Genomic DNA, 17,466 nt, shown 5'->3' with positions numbered 1-17,466 from the left:
CGAGTACAAGTCCATCAGCGGATTCCGAAGCGGAAGGGCATGCCAGATTCGAAAATACCTTAGTTTTGAGTGTGGCCACTGGCCTTGGCGACTTTTACCTTATGCGCTTACGTCGGTGATGCAAAGTCGAGATTGGCTGCGAGGCAACAGGGCATGCCAGACTTGGACGTTTCCGCGTAGCCCAGCGAACGGCTAGCTATCAGTGGCAGTGTGATGCGACGCTATTGTTTGAAATTGAGCCTGCTGCTTGTGAGGACGTGACAGTGCTGACCACATCCGAAATATTTGCCTCTGGAGAGCTGCATGACCTCTGCCTCCGCGAGCGGTATCTCCGAGGATATATCCCTAAGACGCGGTCTTTCGTGGTTTTACGGAACGGTGCGGAAGCAGGGTTGCTCATCTACGAACATGGAGAAGCGTCAGAAGGCTACATTTACGAAATTTTCGTCCTTCCCGAAGCCAGGAGTGGAGGGGTAGGAGCGTGGGTGCTTGCACAGGCCGAGCGCATCGCATCTGAGCTTGGATGCACGAGCGTCAAACTGACGGCGAGATCCTTGGATCGAGAGCAGTGTACTGATGAGGCCCTGATCGCATGGTACGAGCGCAAGGGGTACGTCCGGTGCGATCCAGATAGCTCAGACTTGACCAAGAGCCTTTCGCACCCCTTTGAGTGATGGCGCTGCTGACCAAGGGTATTGGAGCGACACTGGCTTGGGCCAGGTCGAAAGTTTCCAGGGGGCGCCATATCCAGCATGGCATGCGACTCGACGGGCTTATCCGCCCTCCACAATGCTCGTAGGGCCTGGTTCGATTTGATCGCTGCCTGCAACGTCCTTATCTATACCCTTATCTCCAGTGGCCGTATCGCTCCCGTCTGACTGGTTGCTCCACGGCACAGGGGCCTCGTCGTCCTCCACTGGCGAGTAAAAGCCTTTGCTGATCTTCTTCATGTAGCCTTTCGAATAGAACGTGCCCATCGCATTAGCGAAAAATTTCCTCCACTCGGTTGAAGAGATGGATTTGAGCCCGTTGAAGCGATCATATAGTTCATCCGCGAGGGCGTTAGCCTCCATCACTGCTCCAGGTCTGGCGGTGGCAATTCTTACCTGAACGAAAATATACGCGATCAAGTAGAATCTACGTCCGCCTGGAAGCTGAACTTTTAGCACGTTTGAGCGTTTCTTGTTGCGTTCGGCACGGTATAGCGCAGCGGCGGCGGCAATGTTTAGCGGCAGATCAGGTTGCAGTTCACGGATGCGATCTTTCGCCAGCTCTCCGGACACGACGCCATCCATCAGTTTGATCTCATCTATTATGGATTGCTCTGGAAAGGGCGACCTATCTGCTTTTGTTTCACAAAGTGCACAGCTACGCCTGCTATCGAAAGAATGCGGTGTTAAAGCGTCGCATTTTTTGCATGCATTAAAGTCTTGCGTCTTTGTCAGATAAGAATCTGGAGAATCTATAGGGTCTGGCGATAATGAATCAATCTGAGCTAGGTGTAGGTAGGTTTTTGAGCCTTTCAGCCAATAAAAAATGGGCTGAGTTAGGTTGTGCACCAGATGGGCGATCCACATTTCCACAATGGACTGGTTGTCGTTAATCTCAATGAGCCAGGCTTGCCAAGATGTGGCCCAAGAGATATTAATGCTCGCGCAACTCAATTGCATTCTTTCTGTGGTGAGCGCAATTCTGTTATGGATAAACAGTTTTTCCTGCTCCTCCTCCAGAATTTTCAGGTTTTCAGGAACGCTTTTTAGTCGGCTTCGAAATATCTCGTCGTTAGACCAGTTGTCACTGCTTGAGTTGTAGATGGCTATGCATTTTGAGGTCGCCCGAGAGTAGGCACTAAACAATTCAGCGGTATCAAGCAGCTCCGCGCCAAGAATCAAGATGATAGGCGCTTCTAAACCACGGAATTTCGTGATGGTTTCGCAACGTGGTTTCTCTCTTACCAAATATTCAATGTATTGTCTTGAGAGGAACTTTGGAATCAAAACTACAATGTCTTCAGGCTGAATTCCGTTGTTGATGAGCTTTTGCCTGATCTGAGATATTTTCAGGCATGGATCTGCGGTAATTATCTCGACAGCAGTGTCCTGCTCCAATACCCGTGGGGTCGAATGTTGGAGTTTGGGTGGCACCGCCTCTTCGAGAATGCTGGTGACTGCCTTTGGCATCCGCATAATGATGGTGAGTGGGAACGGATCAACGCCAAGTAGCTCGCTGAGGCCTTTCAACGGGATGTTGTCACGCTCGTACGGGAAGACCTGCGTCTCGTCACAAAAAAACGCCTTGGGCTTATCCTGGAACCACTTGGTAAGGGTTTCACACCAGGATGGGAGGAGGGCTTGAGACTCGTCGACAAGCAGGGCGCTGTAAGCGGCCATACGACCTTGCTCAATAGCGTTGTTAAGATCGAGCACGCATTGCTGCCTGTACCAGTCGTCTTCTTTGCCTGGCTCGCTGGTGCGGCCTAAAGCGTGGCGCGCCTGGCCACATAGACCGTGCCAGGTCACTACATCGCAGCCTTTTGAATCAGCAAGCTGGGTGCGTACATACTCCGTGAGCTTGTTGTTGAACGAAACCACCAGCACCTTTTGCTTCTGGGCGGCTAGTCGCCGTGCAGTTTCGATCACGATTAGGGTTTTCCCGGTTCCGGGCCAGCCGGTCACCAGCGAGGTTTGGCTCTTCAGTACCCTGGTTACAACTGTGCTCTGCTCTCCTGTCAGTTGGAGCCACTGCTTGTTGTCGAAGATGATGCGGCTGGCCCAGCATCGCCTACCGTCGATTTCTGGCGTGAGGTATTCAATTACGCGAGCGGCGCGAGACTCCCCCAGATCCGAGTTACCCAAGGCGACTTTCCAGTAGTCCATCAAGTCGATGATCCGCTGCGTAACGTTCGGCATCTCGCGATAGTCGATGTAGAGCGGTTGTTGGGGACCAGATGTCGTGTCGTACATGCCAGGCGCGATTGCCTTTCCTGCGAAATCGGAGTCCGGGAAAATAAATCCGTATCCGATCCGGAGGTACAGTGCCGGATCCGACCCTAACCATCTGGCGATTCCATGCACGTTGTTGCGAGTCTGACCAATGGGATCTATCGAGTAGTGATTCTTGAGATGCACGAACTCGTTATTTTTGACGCCGTATATGCCGCTCTTCACTTCGAGCACGAGCAGCCCTTTCTCCGGATGGATGATCAAGAAGTCAATCTCGCCGGTTGGTTTTGCCCGAGGATCGACTTTTCTCACTGCGGAGGAGAGCCATGGAAGGCTATGAATGACAACGTAGTCGTCCGGTAGCTCCGCTTTGAGAATGGTGTAAAGATCTCGCTCACCTTTGCTCTCGGTGCCACGAGGTCCGTTATCCGGGATCATCCTTGCCATCGATACAGCGCCTTCTGCTTACGGGTCCCAGTACCGCAGGCGGACCTGAATCTTGTCAAGTCGTCGGCCAGTGCGGGTTTTGATTGGGTAATTAGGGTTGTTCGCGCACCTGCATCCAATCGAAGAAATCATCAGTGGCGTAGCCAACGCTACAGTTCGCGTCGAACCGTTCATTGATTTTGATCAGCGTCATTCGCTGAGCTTCGTGAGGGGCGGTCGGGAAGAAAGCTCCACCAGGTTCGTCATGCATGAAGAAATCTCCAAGCTTTGCACCGCAGTGTTCGCAGTGGTTCATCCAGTAACGACGCCCTACAGTCTTGCTGTATGCCAGTTTGAATTTGTCAGTAAAGCGCTGGATCTGCTTCGTCACCGATGGGGATAGCGTATCGACGTTTGAGACCGTTCCGCGATGCCCGCGAAGCTTCCATTCACCGAGATTGCTGGTGAGTGCGAAATCTTCGTCCTCATCGATGTAGTAGTCGAACTCCTCGTGTCGCTCGGGCAGCTTGAACGAGAACACGCGGGTCAGGTTCGAGCAGCCCCAACAGCTCGAAATCGACTCGATGACGTAGTAATAGGGCGCTCTTATGTAGAATTCTGGACCGTGCTCCAGGTCGGCTTCTTGGGTGACCGGCAGCCATCGGGTCAGTGGGCCGATCTCTACGCCTTCGGGGATGTACCAGGTCTTCTGGGACGGATCCCATCGGGCACCGAGTGATTTCGCCTCATCCTTTTCTGAGAATGGGACGGCGAGGTTGATCCTTTCCATGCCTGTATCCATACGTTTTGCTCATGAGTAAGCGCAGAAGCCCATGCCAGAGCCTCTGGTGTTGCCTGAAGGCTCAGTATCTCAGAAAATCATTTTGTAGGTAGAGGGCATGCGGTGCCAAAGAATGGGCAGGTAATGGTGGTGCATGGTTTTCCATCAGGCCTTCAAGCCCGCTGCGCGGAAAGTAGCCAGTGGGGTTGGCTTGGGGGGCCGTCAGGCTCATGGCCAAGGTCAGCCCCCAGATGCCTGAGCAAAGCTTCCTATCGGTCTCTGGGCTGCTCATCACAGGCATCGTTAACCTATTTTTATCGTTAACTTCCCAGCTTAACGGAAAAATAGCTTTACGATCTCATCCTGTTCCAGGCCGGGGAGAGCCCGCGTGTCGGTCCTTTACCGTGTTTGAATCGCTGACAAATCATGCCTAGGCCATCTCATGGCGTCCTTTCTCGCCGGGAGCCTGACCAGCACTGACGGAGAGGCTCCGAAGCTTAGGTGCTGCTCTTTGCCTCCGTTGGATGGTCCCAACAAGTCGGCTTGAGCTGCCCAGCCCCTTTAAATCCCAGGGCCAGCAGGCGCGAGGCAGAGTCGTTCGGAGGATCCCTAAGGTCAGCTGGCAGGTGTATCTGTGCTCGCCTATGCTCGTGTTGCCAACAAAGATGGCGTAAAGCCACTTAGCACTCAGGAGTCAGGCGCGTGATCACGGAATTGAACATCGATGGCGTTACCAGCTACAAATCAAAATCAACCCTTTCACCTACCAACAAAACGTCCCTCATTTACGGGCTGAACGGTGCTGGAAAGAGCACCATCTCTGAGTTTTTATACAATCATACTGATCCTAGGTTCGCTAAATGCAGCCTGAAAACAAGTCAGCCATGTGAAATCTTGGTCTATAACCAAAGCTTCCTGAATGACTACTTTTACGAGGAGGATAATTTAAAGGGAATTTTCACCCTCTCGAAAGAGAACAAGGTTGCACTTCAGCAAATCGAGGCTGAAACCAAAGAGCTGGATAAGCATCTGGCTGCGCAGCAAGCTAATTCAGAGCTTGCGACTCAAAACACCACCGCGCTCGACCAGGAAAAGTCCAAGGCGAGCAGCAAGATCTGGGAGATTAAAACGAATTTCGCAGGCGGTGACCGTGTTCTGGAATTCTGTTTAGATGGCTTGAAAAAGACAGAGCTTCTATTTCAGCATATTATTGCTCTGCCGCTACCGGAGGCCGCACCTGGTTATACTGCTGATGATTTGAAAGCCGAGGCTTCGTCAATCGAGGGTGAGGGTGCAGCCCCGTTTGCAAAAATCCCAACCCTTTCGGCTGGCTGGTTTGGAATTGAGCGGGATTCGCTCTGGTCCAAGATCATCGTTGGTAGCCAAGAGGGTTCAGTTGCTCAGTTCATTTCCAAGGCAGGGAATTCTGATTGGGTAAAGCAAGGGCTTCAGTACATTGAAGATGATCAGGACCCTCAAGCTTGCCCGTTCTGCCAGCAGGAGACGATTACTCAAAAAGTCATCGACTCGATCCGGCAAGTATTCGATGAGGCCTATGAACTGGATGTTAATCAGCTGGAGTCATACAAGACACGGTATGAAACGCTGACCTCAAGCCTGAATTTTCAGGATATTTCGAACTCACCGCTTGCCAGCAAGGACCTTGTGGACGCGTGGAGCATTGCATGCGAAGCTCTGAAGGCGTCAATCCGCGAAAACGTCCTTCTCATCGGCAACAAGCTCAAAAGCCCAAGCACGCCGGTTGCCCTCACAGACACTCAGCCTGCCGTCAACATGATCAACGAATTGATCGGCGGTCTGAACGAACTGATCGATGCCCATAACACCAAGCTGGCGAACAAGAAAAAGACTCTGGATGACATCAGGTCGCGTTTTTGGGCTCTGATGCGATGGGATTATGACCAGACAATTTCTGCTTACTCACAGTCAGCTTCTGAGCTTAACGCTAAGGCTAAAGAAATCAGCCAGGATGGCATTAAAATAAATGCTGAGGTGGCGGCTTCAAATAATAAGCTTGCCGCTCTTAGGAAACAGACCGTTAATATCGAAGAGTCCATTGAGAACATTAATGCTGGGCTGGTAGAGATTGGCATCGATGGCTTTTCTGTGGTGCCGTACGGCGATGATTTCTACCGGGTTTCGAGAGCAACTGATCAGGCGAATGCGTTCCACTCGCTAAGCGAGGGAGAGAAAACGGTCATAAGCTTTCTGTACTTTATGGAACTTTGCAAAGGGCAGAAGACAGCTACAGCGGTGCCTCAAGCCAAAGTCGTGGTGATTGATGATCCAATTTCCAGCCTTTCTCACCTCTATGTGTTCAATATCGGCCAATTGATAAAAAAGTACTTCATTAATTATGATCTCTATAAGCAGGTCTTCGTATTGACTCACAGTTTGTATTTCTTTTATGAGTTAACGCATACCAATAAGGAGAATCGTGCGAAGAGTCAACATCTGTATAGGGTATTCAAAAATACGAATGGAAGCTCCGTCGTTCCGATGAAGTATGAGGAGATTCAGAATGATTACCAATCATACTGGTCAATCATAAAAGACCAAGCCTCGCCACCTGCTCTGATTGCGAACTGTATGCGAAACATTGTCGAGTATTTCTTCAATTTTGTTCAGAAGAAGGATTTTAATAATGTTTTCCAGAAGCCAGCCTTGTCGACTGATAAATTTACGACGTTCTACAGGTACATGAACCGAGAGTCTCATTCTTTGGGTCAAAATATTTTTGACATAAAAGAATTTGATCATGACGTGTTCAAGGACGGCCTCAGGCTGATCTTTGAGGAATGTGGATATGCTGAACATTATCAGGCTATGAGCAAGTAATCAGCGCTGGACCGGGCACTCGGGCGAGTCCTGATCGAGTGCCAGTCCAGCCTATATCATTCCTACGGTGTTTGAGAGCAGTGCAGGCGCTGAAAAGGTGTCAGTGGGGGTGTTGGTGGGTTGATAGGCTTCCCATACGCATCTGTGATGCCAGCTAGGGTGCTTTCGGCATGGTAGTGCCGTACCGAAAGCGTTTTGCCTTGATTGCAACTCTCTTCTGCTGGCGTTGAGGCTCTGGAGCGGTTACTGACGTAGTTGTAGCCAATCGCGCTCTAGCGCAGCAGTGGATTGAGCGACGAGGCCTTCTTCGCTGCGCCGGATGAAGAACCGTATGATCACCAAGGCAATGATCAACATCACGCCTATGACGATATGGTAGTGGACAGTGTCCTCCAGCGTTACGCCCTTGTTAACGAAGGCAAGGCCCCCGAAGCAGAACATGATCAGTCCCGCCAGCCTGCTGCTCGCGATGCCGTAGAATCGCCTGCCAAACCAACTGTATCCCGTCGCCAAGCCGTACAGGCCGCAAACCAGCGCCGCCATGTAGCCAATGACTGGGATGTTGAGCACGAGCGCTACCCAGAGCGCACTCCATTTGACCTGTCGGCCAGCCACTTCTACCGGAATCTCCGCGCTTCTCTTAAAGGCAATGATCTGCTTGTCGTTCAAAAAGGCGAGGCCGATCCGAGATCCTGGATTGAGCGGTACTTCGCTGTCCGTGAGCTTCACCTGCCGGACCGACTGAGTCTGCAAATTTTTGAGCCAGGCTTCCTTTTGATGCGTTGTAGTAATTCGCTCTGCATCTCCGTGAATGGTACTCGTTGCGTCGGCGCTAAGTACTTCATACACTGCGGTAGTAATCGTCATTTAATGTCCTATTGCCGAGCACTTTCGACTTCATTGATGATTCTGCAAAACTCACTTGAGGCGCCGGATTCTGGTGTGTAGATCCCGGCAGACGCTACGAATACCAAGCTGACCCGAGAGCCGGTTCCTGATGGTTCAACTATTGCGTTCAGAGGGGCACGTTTGTTACTCAAATTGACGTTCTGAAAAGCAGAAATTATTCCTTTGCTATCATCAGCGCTTTGAATGTAATAACCATCACGTGCAAGAATCGTGTAGAGTTTTTTGTATGCCAATGTGCTTGGTGTGAGAAAGCACTGCTGAGGTCGAGAACCTTTTTCCAGTGAATAGGCTGCCTTCCGTACGGAAGTTGTCTTCGCATCCATTCATTGTTGTAGCGTGTGTTGAGCAGCCTTGCAGAACGATAGCGGCGCCGAGGGCATACAAAAGGCGGTACATTTCTTTCCCTTTAGATTGGGGTAATTCGGATAGCTAATACTGGAATAGAGATAATCGATTACAGTTTCTGGGAGACGATGACATCGCCAGACTGATTGTCAACGACATCTACACGTTGAGGGGCAACCAGCACATAGCGATTTTCGAATAGCTTTCCGCCAAGCCGCTGACGCTCTATGCTTTGTACATAGCCATAGACAACAAGATGTGATCTTTCACGATTGGCTTCGACTTTCTTGGCAAGGTTTTCATCAGTCATACTGAAGAAAACCTTTGAGCCACCCACGACACCTACGTTGAAATCCGCCATTGTCCGGAGAAAGCATCGTGGTTTAGGAGCGCGGCTGAAAGTTTGCGGGTTTCGTGTTTCTTCTTTGGTGTATTCCAGCTTATCTGAAAACAGACATGCAGATACTCCAAAGCCTTTTGAATCAAAATTATAAGGGTCCAGATGGTCGCGGGTAACGATTTTCACCAAACGTTTGTCTTTTCCAACCTTGGCAGCTTCAGTCTTGACAATATTAATGACATTTTGACCAAGATCGCGCTTACGGAATGCGTCATCTGTTGTGATGATGCCGTAGCCATTTTCGTACAACGACGCGTTGTCTAGTTTCATGCTCGGTGCGATCTGATCCGTCACCGATTTGATGATCTCCTCGGGAGTTTCTTCCCAACCTCTCAACGCTGTGTAGTAACGCAATGGGGCAATCGGCGTGAGCAGATCGTGGTAATCCGAATCTGCACCAGGCGCAGCAGCTTCATACTCGACCTTGAGCGGTTGATTCTCCGCAGCGATCTGAGCAATTGCCTGGAGATCTTCTTTGGTTTGTGCCTTTGCTGGCGCTGTTGCCTGATGCTTTGCGGGCTCTTTTTCGCTGTCGGAGCATCCCACGAGGGCTGTGCTGCCAAGGCCGATCATGACGGTGATGGCACAGCGTTTTATTGCAACCTTCATTTTGCGTTCCTTCCTTGCTGGGGGATTCAACGTCTGCCGGACCTCACCAGACGGTCCAAGGACCATGGTCGATGAACTGATCATCGAAAATGGGTCGTAAATGCCGTGGTCCTAAATGCATGATAACTGCGAGATTTTTGCAATGGCAAGAATCTCTGCGGCATCTGATAAAGACGGGGACCTCACGCGGTTGGGGGCGGCTATCCGTGCGCGGAGAAAAAGTCTCATGCTGTCACAGGAAGCCCTTGCTGACGCTGCCCAGATTGATCGTGCGCATATGGGGAAAATTGAACGTGGAGAGCGTAACGTAACGTTCTTGAATGTCGTTCGGATCGCTAAAGCGTTGAGCTGCAAGCCTTCTGAAATAGCGATAGATGCTGGAATGTGACCAAGCAACAGACCGTTGCCCAGCCGCCAAGCCGGATTATTTCTACACGTACTGCGTGATCCAGTTGTGAATGACGCCAGGCTGTTCCAACCAAGCAAAACCCACTGGCGTTTTCTGCGAAGCGGCTTTTGTTGACCAGCTTCGCTGATAGCTGCCAGTGGGAGGTGTCTCATTCAGGTATCTGCTTCGTGATTGCTGCATCTCGTTCGCATCCAACCTCCGCTGCTGATCAAGCGCCCAGGGCCTCCACATTCTTCACATACCTTCTGACTGAGTGCCTCGGCTGCTGAAACGTATGCAGCTACTTCTGTATCTCCGCCAACGTAATACACTCTTAACGTGCCGAATTTCTCTTTGATTTGAACAAACCGTATGCCCTTGGTCCCCTGAGGGAGTTTGACCTGTGCGACCTGCTCGCAAAGTGTTTCAATCAGCCCGAGCCAGCCAGTTCGACATTCAAATCCGAACGTCCCGTTTGGCCCCGGCCTAAAAAACGTTGGATAAGCAGAGCAAATCTTCTTGTCAGCATCATCGCTAATCATTTCTTCTCCTAGGTTGGTGAGCTGAGATCGCTCGGATATCCCCGTGGGCGCTTATCCAAACGAGCAACTAGCTCGCCTGAATACAGTCGTTTGAATGCTATTCGGCTTCCTTCATCCCATCCGAGCGCTTCGGCAGCGCCTGGCATCAGAACTACGGCCATCCGCTTGTTCGGTTGTCTTTCGACAAACCCGTGGTGTACGCCATTTGCAGGATGTTCAAGTGCCGCGCGCATGATTTTGATGTCTTCGGGAGAGGCTGGTTGTCTGTGTGCAGGATCGATTACGAAATACGCGGCAATTCGAGTCGAATGATTTTCCTCAGACCAAAGCACATCATGAAAGTCTCGATATAGAGTGCCCTCTGGCGTGACCCTTAGACCCAGATCTCGCAAGGCTCTGTGACGAAAGAAGCTGTCGATTCGATCACGGATGCGTAACCAGAGATCAATCGCCTTCATAGGAGATGTCATCCTGATCATCGCCCCACAGCAATCGCCCACCTTCTTTCTTTTCGACTTCAGGGCTCGTGTGATGGATGTCTCCGTCAGCAAGATAATATCGGTGTTGTGAGTTGGTGATCGATTCTTCACTTCCCGAGTATGCATTCATACCCGGAGTGAAGCTTAATATTTTCAAAACCTCCTGGATTGTGTAGCCGGGAGATACAGCCGGGTCATGATAAGCATATTGAATGCTTGCGATATTCACCGACGCATTCCAGGTATCTTGGAGAAAAAAATCAAGCTCTCCCGGATTCATTGTGATGATAGAGAACCGATCCACGGCTTGGCTGCCTGCCACATCGACTTCTAAGTTTATTATTAGATATGGTTGAATTCCTTCACTCTGCTCAATGTGAACCGTCGATATATAATTTCTCGGTCTGATGAGTTTACCGCTCTCGGAATGCCTCCGCATTCGATTGACAAAAAACATAGCGACTCCTTGAACTGGCACCTTGGCCGTGCGTGCGTGCCAGAAGGGCCTGCATGATGCGGAACTATAGTTCCTACGTGCCGCATTCTGCAAGTGCTCCAATGGTGTTTTTGAGTGTTGGGCATGGATAGAAATCAAGCTTTTGCGAGGGTTTTCAGACGTTTACGATCTGAGAAAGGCATCGCCCAGGCCGATTTTGAGGGTGTTGCGACGTCTCGTTATGTTAGGAAACTGGAAAAAGGGCTCGCCACTCCCACCCTTCTAATGCTGGAGAGCTTGTCTGGAGAGCTTGGGCTCAGCGCCGCCGCGTTTGTAGCATTGACACTTGCTGAAACTGAAAACGGTATTGACCCAAACGTTTTGCGAAGCGTGGTCGGTGAGCTTGAAACGTTGATAAAAGGCGGCTCCGATAAGGCATAGGTCGGGCGTATGTTGGTGGTCGCCATCCGACTGGCAGGTGAGCGTCTTGGTATGAGCAGCGAGTGGCTCTGGATAGAGAGGCGAGCCGCCTCGTAGGCGAGCAGGGGAAATTCGAGGCAGCAAAAGCCGCTCCGGAATGAGCTTCTGGTACAGTTCGAGGTTGAGATTTGATGGCATTGAGTCCTCATGAACTGACTTTTGATACCAGGTTTTCATCACCTCATGAACATTTTTTCTTTTCGTGCCGATGCGATTGATCACGTGTTTGAGCTGATGCGTTCACCAGGCATGCGCTCAGTGCATCGATTGACGATACTGCCAGACCAAATCTTTCCTGATGTCGAGGTCGAGTTACTGACCGAGATGTCTGCTACCGAGCTGATGCAACTGGTGGCAGGCGTTGATAATGCACATGTCATCGCAGATACGCTTCGCCCCTGTGATCTCAAATCAAATCCGCTACAGCGCGGCGAGGATTCAGATCTGCTACCTGCCCAGCCGGAGTTTTGATGGATGGTCAGCAATTAAAAGAATGAAGCTGCCACGTTCTTGGATTATTACTTAAATGATGCGCTTGAAACAGACTATGCCGTGATGCTCTGCGCGCCTTAGGGGCAGGCAAAACTCATTTTATCACCAGCTACCTCAAAGCCCGGTCGCAACGTATGCCCAAGAAGAGAGGTCCGCGTCACCTCTACGTGAGCCTCTACGGCGTGACATCAACTACGGCGATCAGCGATCAATTCTTTGCCCAGATCCACCCCGGATCAATTCGAAGCCATCGAAGGTATTTGGCAGCTTCGTATCTGGCTTCATTGAGAAGTTTGCGGGTGCCAAGAACAGCGGCCAGATGTTGAGGGATGTTTTGCTGCGACTAAGGGGCAAAATCTTGGTCATCGATGGCCTTGAACGTTGAACGAAAACACGCGGGTAAGGTTGGAGCATCCCCAGCAATCTGAAATCGATTCGATGACGTAGTAATAAGGCGCTCTGACGTGAAACTCTGGACCGTGCTCCATGTAGGCGTGTTGTTTCACCGGCAGCCATCGAGCCAGCAAGCCTATCTCGACTCCTTCAGGGATGTACCAGGTTTTTCGAGTTGGGTCCCATTTGGCACCGAGTGATTTCGCCTCATCCTTCTCTGAGAATGGGACCGTGAGATCGACCCTATCCGTGCCCTGATCCGTACCTACTGCTCATCTGTAAACGCGAAGACCCATGCTAGAGCCTACCGGTATTGCTTGCTCGCTCAGTATCCCAGAAAATCGTGGCGTTGGTAGAGGGCATCCAGTGCCAGAGTTGGACAGGCAATGGCCGTAGGCGAGCGTGATGCTTGGGATTTCATTCGGGACTCCTGACCCGCTACGCAGAAAGTGCCCAAGGCGGGCGGTGCAGTCGATGACGCGTGATCTGATATCCACTCGTAGGCTTAAATCGTTAGCAACTCTGTCCGATTCTCAGTCCGTCAAGGAACATCATCTTGAGTAGTGAACACCAAGAACTGCCGCAGGAGCATGCTGGAAGTGCTCATGCACAAAGCTTTATTCATACATCGAGGCTACGCGCGCATGGAGGCCTCGGATGAGCCTGATCGTCGAAGTCCTGCAAGGTTTCGCCGCTGTGGGCGCACTCGCGTTCGGCTATGTGAAGCTTTCGGCTGCCGAGAAGATTAGCGCTCACTCATTGCTAAAGCGAGCCGCGATTCTGTCTGCCATGGGGATTATCGCCGCTACGTCGGTGTGGCACGTCATGACGTTTGCTTTTGGTGACGGCTTGCCAAGCCGAAGGGAAATACTCTGGCTGCTATTGAATCTCTGGAATGCGACCATCTACACGATTTTGGGCATCGGCCTTTTCGCTTACTTGCTAAAGCAACCGCTGCAACCTTCAGATGATGGGGTAGGTGATGTTACCACTGATACTGACAACTCAGGTCCGAAATGACACTTGCCGATTCTCCGGTCGGCCTGGATCATTGGTGAAAAGGATTGAGCATGGTTTATGTAGCGGATGAGCGGTTGGGTTCGGATTCGTCCATCAAAACTTGCCTCAACCTTCGGCTTGCATTTTTCGGGGGCTGTTCCGGCTCGTATGTACAAGTCCAGAAATGTGTTGTTAGATTGATGTGATGGAACGTTCGCGATATGCAATAATCCTGTTGAAGTTGGGTGTTGTACGTTTAGTTTTCAGAGTTGCGACTAATGAGTGTGAAATGATAAAGCCATCACCAAAACGTCGATGATGGCTTTGTTTTAGAACGTGCTAATCATGGGTAGGTTCAGGGAGGTTAAAGTGCAAACTCAATGAATTTACCATTGCTCTCAAGCATCAGCGCAACGTTTACTGTAGGACGATACTGTGCGGGAACTCTGTCAAGAATTGGCTCGATTTTTTCACAGATCTGTTTGCGCGCGTGCTCTTTACGTCCGGCCTCACTTACACCATTGGCAGTCAAGATACCGGTAAATGTCGTTTCAATGTGATCGACTTTATCCCAATCATCATCGAAATTGGCCATTTCTTTGCGCACGAAATCAGCAAAGTCTTCTGCTTTCTGACTTTTAGCAATGCTTTGATGTACAGAGTACGTAAGCATGAAATAGCAAATCATAAGTCACCCTCTCGCTATCTAAGTTCTATTAATTTTTTCGCCTCGCCCGAGCGGAGAGGATCAATGTTTTTTTTGAGGGACGTAATACCGAAAATAGCAACTAATAAATTTGATAAGGTGTGGTTTGTTTTTATATTGAGCGGCAAACGTCCATGGTATGAGCAGCCTGCGGCCATCAAAAAAACTAACCAATACACTTTGTTCACCTCCTTTCAATCGTATCCTCGATGAAGTTTTGCCTTGAAAATCCTGCGTTTGTTTCAAGAATGACTTTGGCTCTCTGCATGAAATGGGAAGCATATTCGGCTCCGCCTAACTTAGTAGGCGTGATAGTCAAAGCGCGAGCTTAGGTAAGTTGCCTCGTTGTCAGTTATGAATTCGTTGGCTAGCCGGTGTAGCCCCTCTTTCTGCACATCTTTGAAGTTGAAAAACTCTTTTCTGATGGCTTTTAACACGGTGTCGGGTATTTTGTTAGTTATTTTGTGTGCTTTATGGTAGACGCTGCTAGGGGCATTCAAAGGAGTGTTGTGTGATTTCAGCCCAGCGACCGGAGTGATGTAAGAGTCGTAAAAGTCTTCAGCAAATTTAACCGCAACACCTTCTTCTATGCAGGCGACGGGATGCTTATATGTGTCGGTCGGGCCTAGCAAATGTAACGTCTCATGTGCTAGCTCGTAAAAAAGCTGTTCCCAGGTCCTGATATATGAGCCAAGGCAGATTATATATTTTATTTTTGGATGATCTTCCGTTGCCAGAGTGGCTCCGACGAACGACCTGGGCTGGCGAACAAACGCTGGGCGCATACATATTCCGTCGTGTTCTACACTGCTATCGCCGTATTTTTGTTCGGCTAGGTTAAACAATAGCGCACATATACACTCAATCAGATAGCTGTTCACGGGGTGGCGAATGTTGGAGTCGATATAGTCGGTAACTTTTTCTAGGTTGTCCAAAACCTTTTTCGCATTGCCATGTTTGGCGACTATGTCAGTTGCCATCTTAAGTAGGACGAGCTTAACCCAATTCATCTTAATTCCTTGTTGATTTCGCTCTGGCAGCGATGGTGTATACGTCTGGTCCTATGCTTCTAAGTTCCAAAAAACGCCACCGGCCGAGAGTCAGTAAGAGGTCGTGAGTTGGGCAGTACTACAAGGATGCTGCATATTTAATTTTTTGTTTTTAATTGAATTCTACGTAGTGAGCAGATCCTGCCCGTCCACCAATTTCACCTATAATCAAACTAGAGCTATGATCCCAAGACGCGGCTCGTCTACCCGCGAGATCCAAAGTTAGAGCGTTTGGCCTTCGACACGAATGTGTACAGGAAAACTTTGTGAAACCCGAACCCCATTGATGGTTCTTGCGACTTTCGGCAGACCATTAACCTGAACTGCCGTCGGGGAATGCACCGTATCCAATCGAGTCGACGACACCTGAAACCCGTTCGCCGTCGTCGCTCATCAGGTAGAAAGTACTGCGGCTGCCCGCGAGAATGCTACCAAGCTCACCCTCTCTGAAAATCGCTACGACGAACCAATGCTGGATGTCAATCAGGCTGAATACTGGATGCCCTGCCGAGGCGTACTGGCCCTCTGAAGTCTTTGGCCCAACGAAACGTCCATTGAAGGGGGCCTTCACAATGCGGTGTTCGAGATCAAGCTCAGGGTGAGCGATCTGGGTAAGCACTCCCTCTCGTTGCCCCACTAAATCATCTGCCCCACTGATTGCGGCAGTGGCCTCTTTGGCTTGCAGCGCTGTCGAATGCAATTCTGCACTCGCAGCTTTGACAGATGTTTTAGCTTGGTCCAGCTGCACTTGAGATAAAAAACCAAGGTCGTGCAATTGCTCAAGTTGTCTTGCCGTATCTGCATTTTGAGTAGCTGTCGCCTTCGCTCGCTCAAAGCTGGCATGCACGGCCTCAGAATTGAGCTGCTGCGACTCGACGCGGCGCTGGCCGAGCATGAATCGTCTGTCCACGGCTTGAAGCGAAGTCCGTGCTTGCTCAAGCGCTATCTGGTAAGGACGAGGATTGATAAGCATCAGTACCCGTCCCCACTTTATTTCTTGGTTTTCAGTGATGGGCAGTCTTGGTAGTTCTTTGCTGACTTCAAGCGTGACGTCGATGAGGTTTGCGAAGCCATATGCGTCATCCGTTCGCCGGGTGGTGTTCAGGCGCAATCTGACTGCCACAAGCAGCACAAGCAATACGCTTGAGAGGCTAACAATTGCTAGGCGCCTGGGCGCCTTCCCCGCGACATTCGTTTTCATGTTCAAAGGTTCCGGCGAGACGTTGAAAAACAACAGCCAGGCGCTCAGCGCAACGATGCTGGTCAGCAGAAATTGGGAGAGGGCTGGAGGGCCCACCACGGACTTGCGCCGTACCGGTTCACTAACGAATGGAAAACAAGACTAAACAACACCTCGTCCACGATGCAAAACAACCTATCCGGGAAGTACACGCCCAACATGGTGATCGAGGGGGCTTCCTACAAGCAGTAAGGAGCAGGAGTGTGGTCACCGCTTTAAGCGCTTGAATAATCTTTTTTCGACCTTCGGCCATAGATATTCCTGCTGCATAGACGATGGGTTGGTGTAGGGATCGGACCTGGTTCGCCTAGACTCAGGCGGTCATTGCGTCCGAATTTAAAGTTTTACCTATTAGCTAGGGCCTGAAGCATATTTATCGTTGTTTATGCGTAAGCGTCGACAGTAACTCACATGTGGCTAATCGAAGCCCACATGCTTCCGTCCAAAGCGTTCAGCATGAGCATTCGCAGCCATCGTTGTGACTGGTCAGTCACTTTACTTCTGCGAATCTCCGGATCAGCACACTTAAGTGAATTACAACGGGTATACTTAATCAGTGCAAGGCTCGGGGTGGGCCACCCTCGCGCAGGTTGTTTTCCGCGACAACTTCTCGCCGATTGTCTAAACACCTCTCTGAGTGAGTCATGTCTCACCAGAGAGAAAATCTACTCATAGTTATGTTGACACATGCTCAAACTCTGTTCGAAGCTCCCGTTGTACGTGAAACTTATGTTTCAATATTATTACCGCTTTCATCAGTGTGACGTGCAGTCGCTAACCTATGTCCATAAAATGAGCCAGTCAACTCCTATTTATTAATCTTCATTTGTAAAATTTTGTCTGTCGGGCGCCCGACAGTTTTCTGCGAATGGTGGTGGGCAGCTAGGCAGCTCAACCCGTGGGTCCATTCGATGCAATCGGTTTTAGTTGATTTTTGCTGAAACTATCCTGCACCGCCGTACTGTCGGTGGGTGTGTTGATTAGGATTTAC

Annotated in this window: 16 protein-coding genes and 1 pseudogene; 6 read left to right on the top strand and 11 right to left on the bottom strand. The window is 50.3% G+C overall.

The genetic code is table 11. From position 1 onward, the window contains the following. Window positions 1-257 precede the first annotated feature (257 nt). Window positions 258-674 (top strand): GNAT family N-acetyltransferase, encoded by a 417-nt coding sequence (locus ACI5GA_RS08765; RefSeq protein ID WP_421422570.1) that lies wholly within the window; start codon window positions 258-260, stop codon window positions 672-674. Window positions 675-773: 99 nt separating this feature from the next. Here ACI5GA_RS08765 and ACI5GA_RS08760 read toward each other — a convergent pair whose 3' ends face one another. Together ACI5GA_RS08760 and ACI5GA_RS08755 are read right to left on the bottom strand one after the other, a co-directional pair. Next, complete coding sequence (locus tag ACI5GA_RS08760) at window positions 774-3,389, bottom strand: NERD domain-containing protein (RefSeq protein ID WP_421422569.1); 2,616 nt, start codon at window positions 3,387-3,389, stop codon at window positions 774-776. 91 nt (window positions 3,390-3,480) lie between these two features. After that, the gene (locus tag ACI5GA_RS08755) at window positions 3,481-4,158 is read right to left on the bottom strand and encodes a DUF5710 domain-containing protein (RefSeq protein WP_421422568.1); all 678 of its coding nucleotides are present in this window, start codon (window positions 4,156-4,158) and stop codon (window positions 3,481-3,483) included. Window positions 4,159-4,851: 693 nt separating this feature from the next. On the opposite strand from ACI5GA_RS08755, the gene ACI5GA_RS08750 reads away from it, so the two are divergent. Next, window positions 4,852-7,008, top strand: a complete 2,157-nt coding sequence (locus tag ACI5GA_RS08750; protein WP_421422567.1) for an AAA family ATPase — start codon at window positions 4,852-4,854, stop codon at window positions 7,006-7,008. A 243-nt stretch (window positions 7,009-7,251) separates the two neighbouring features. Here ACI5GA_RS08750 and ACI5GA_RS08745 read toward each other — a convergent pair whose 3' ends face one another. Together ACI5GA_RS08745 and ACI5GA_RS08740 are read right to left on the bottom strand one after the other, a co-directional pair. Next, entirely contained in the window at window positions 7,252-7,875 is a 624-nt protein-coding gene (locus ACI5GA_RS08745) for a hypothetical protein (protein ID WP_421422566.1), read from the bottom strand. 496 nt (window positions 7,876-8,371) lie between these two features. After that, window positions 8,372-9,271 (bottom strand): hypothetical protein, encoded by a 900-nt coding sequence (locus tag ACI5GA_RS08740; RefSeq protein ID WP_421422565.1) that lies wholly within the window; start codon window positions 9,269-9,271, stop codon window positions 8,372-8,374. A gap of 142 nt (window positions 9,272-9,413) precedes the next feature. Here ACI5GA_RS08740 and ACI5GA_RS08735 point away from each other — a divergent pair, with 142 nt between their 5' ends. Then, complete coding sequence (locus ACI5GA_RS08735; protein ID WP_421425456.1) at window positions 9,414-9,659, top strand: helix-turn-helix domain-containing protein; 246 nt, start codon at window positions 9,414-9,416, stop codon at window positions 9,657-9,659. A gap of 173 nt (window positions 9,660-9,832) precedes the next feature. Here the strand turns inward: ACI5GA_RS08735 and ACI5GA_RS08730 are convergent, their stop codons facing one another. Genes ACI5GA_RS08730 through ACI5GA_RS08720 form a run of 3 tightly spaced genes read right to left on the bottom strand, consistent with a single transcriptional unit; the run spans window position 9,833 to window position 11,137 of the window. Then, a complete protein-coding gene (locus ACI5GA_RS08730) occupies window positions 9,833-10,201 on the bottom strand; it encodes a hypothetical protein (RefSeq protein ID WP_421422564.1) in 369 nt (122 codons plus the stop codon). 8 nt (window positions 10,202-10,209) lie between these two features. After that, window positions 10,210-10,659: a hypothetical protein gene (locus ACI5GA_RS08725; protein WP_421422563.1), complete on the bottom strand. Its 450-nt coding sequence runs from the start codon at window positions 10,657-10,659 to the stop codon at window positions 10,210-10,212. Beyond that, on the bottom strand, window positions 10,646-11,137 hold the full coding sequence (locus tag ACI5GA_RS08720; protein WP_421422562.1) for a hypothetical protein: 492 nt from the start codon (window positions 11,135-11,137) through the stop codon (window positions 10,646-10,648). Before ACI5GA_RS08720 ends, ACI5GA_RS08725 begins: the two co-directional genes overlap by 14 nt. A 123-nt stretch (window positions 11,138-11,260) precedes the next feature. Here ACI5GA_RS08720 and ACI5GA_RS08715 point away from each other — a divergent pair, with 123 nt between their 5' ends. Continuing rightward, entirely contained in the window at window positions 11,261-11,557 is a 297-nt protein-coding gene (locus ACI5GA_RS08715; protein WP_421422561.1) for a helix-turn-helix domain-containing protein, read from the top strand. A gap of 222 nt (window positions 11,558-11,779) precedes the next feature. Beyond that, on the top strand, window positions 11,780-12,067 hold the full coding sequence (locus tag ACI5GA_RS08710; protein WP_421422560.1) for a hypothetical protein: 288 nt from the start codon (window positions 11,780-11,782) through the stop codon (window positions 12,065-12,067). Between the two features lie 383 nt (window positions 12,068-12,450). Here ACI5GA_RS08710 and ACI5GA_RS08705 read toward each other — a convergent pair. Then, a pseudogene (locus ACI5GA_RS08705) lies at window positions 12,451-12,666 on the bottom strand (DUF5710 domain-containing protein); the annotation flags it as partial. A gap of 472 nt (window positions 12,667-13,138) precedes the next feature. On the opposite strand from ACI5GA_RS08705, the gene ACI5GA_RS08700 reads away from it, so the two are divergent. Then, on the top strand, window positions 13,139-13,501 hold the full coding sequence (locus ACI5GA_RS08700) for a hypothetical protein (RefSeq protein ID WP_421422559.1): 363 nt from the start codon (window positions 13,139-13,141) through the stop codon (window positions 13,499-13,501). A 343-nt stretch (window positions 13,502-13,844) separates the two neighbouring features. On the opposite strand, the gene ACI5GA_RS08695 is transcribed toward ACI5GA_RS08700, so the two are convergent. The 3 genes from ACI5GA_RS08695 to ACI5GA_RS08685 all read right to left on the bottom strand — a co-directional run bounded on the left by ACI5GA_RS08695 (window position 13,845) and on the right by ACI5GA_RS08685 (window position 16,532). Then, on the bottom strand, window positions 13,845-14,153 hold the full coding sequence (locus ACI5GA_RS08695) for a hypothetical protein (protein WP_421422558.1): 309 nt from the start codon (window positions 14,151-14,153) through the stop codon (window positions 13,845-13,847). Window positions 14,154-14,485: 332 nt separating this feature from the next. Then, window positions 14,486-15,196: a hypothetical protein gene (locus ACI5GA_RS08690; RefSeq protein WP_421422557.1), complete on the bottom strand. Its 711-nt coding sequence runs from the start codon at window positions 15,194-15,196 to the stop codon at window positions 14,486-14,488. Window positions 15,197-15,548: 352 nt separating this feature from the next. Beyond that, a complete protein-coding gene (locus ACI5GA_RS08685; protein WP_421422556.1) occupies window positions 15,549-16,532 on the bottom strand; it encodes an HlyD family efflux transporter periplasmic adaptor subunit in 984 nt (327 codons plus the stop codon). Window positions 16,533-17,466 lie beyond the last annotated feature (934 nt).

Source organism: Pseudomonas sp. Pseu.R1 (assembly GCF_045764065.1).
Lineage (GTDB): Bacteria > Pseudomonadota > Gammaproteobacteria > Pseudomonadales > Pseudomonadaceae > Aquipseudomonas.
The sequence above is the reverse complement of the archived record's forward strand: the minus strand, read 5'-3'. Positions and strand labels throughout refer to the sequence as shown.

Excerpts from the sequence above, each read along its gene's own strand:
- ACI5GA_RS08760 (WP_421422569.1), bottom strand. The coding sequence starts at position 3,389 with ATGGCAAGGATGATCCCGGATAACGGACCTCGTGGCACCGAGAGCAAA.
- ACI5GA_RS08755 (WP_421422568.1), bottom strand. The coding sequence starts at position 4,158 with ATGGAAAGGATCAACCTCGCCGTCCCATTCTCAGAAAAGGATGAGGCG.
- ACI5GA_RS08745 (WP_421422566.1), bottom strand. The coding sequence starts at position 7,875 with ATGACGATTACTACCGCAGTGTATGAAGTACTTAGCGCCGACGCAACG.
- ACI5GA_RS08740 (WP_421422565.1), bottom strand. The coding sequence starts at position 9,271 with ATGAAGGTTGCAATAAAACGCTGTGCCATCACCGTCATGATCGGCCTT.
- ACI5GA_RS08735 (WP_421425456.1), top strand. The coding sequence starts at position 9,414 with ATGGCAAGAATCTCTGCGGCATCTGATAAAGACGGGGACCTCACGCGG.
- ACI5GA_RS08730 (WP_421422564.1), bottom strand. The coding sequence starts at position 10,201 with ATGATTAGCGATGATGCTGACAAGAAGATTTGCTCTGCTTATCCAACG.
- ACI5GA_RS08725 (WP_421422563.1), bottom strand. The coding sequence starts at position 10,659 with ATGAAGGCGATTGATCTCTGGTTACGCATCCGTGATCGAATCGACAGC.
- ACI5GA_RS08720 (WP_421422562.1), bottom strand. The coding sequence starts at position 11,137 with ATGTTTTTTGTCAATCGAATGCGGAGGCATTCCGAGAGCGGTAAACTC.
- ACI5GA_RS08715 (WP_421422561.1), top strand. The coding sequence starts at position 11,261 with ATGGATAGAAATCAAGCTTTTGCGAGGGTTTTCAGACGTTTACGATCT.
- ACI5GA_RS08710 (WP_421422560.1), top strand. The coding sequence starts at position 11,780 with ATGAACATTTTTTCTTTTCGTGCCGATGCGATTGATCACGTGTTTGAG.
- ACI5GA_RS08700 (WP_421422559.1), top strand. The coding sequence starts at position 13,139 with ATGAGCCTGATCGTCGAAGTCCTGCAAGGTTTCGCCGCTGTGGGCGCA.
- ACI5GA_RS08695 (WP_421422558.1), bottom strand. The coding sequence starts at position 14,153 with ATGCTTACGTACTCTGTACATCAAAGCATTGCTAAAAGTCAGAAAGCA.
- ACI5GA_RS08690 (WP_421422557.1), bottom strand. The coding sequence starts at position 15,196 with ATGAATTGGGTTAAGCTCGTCCTACTTAAGATGGCAACTGACATAGTC.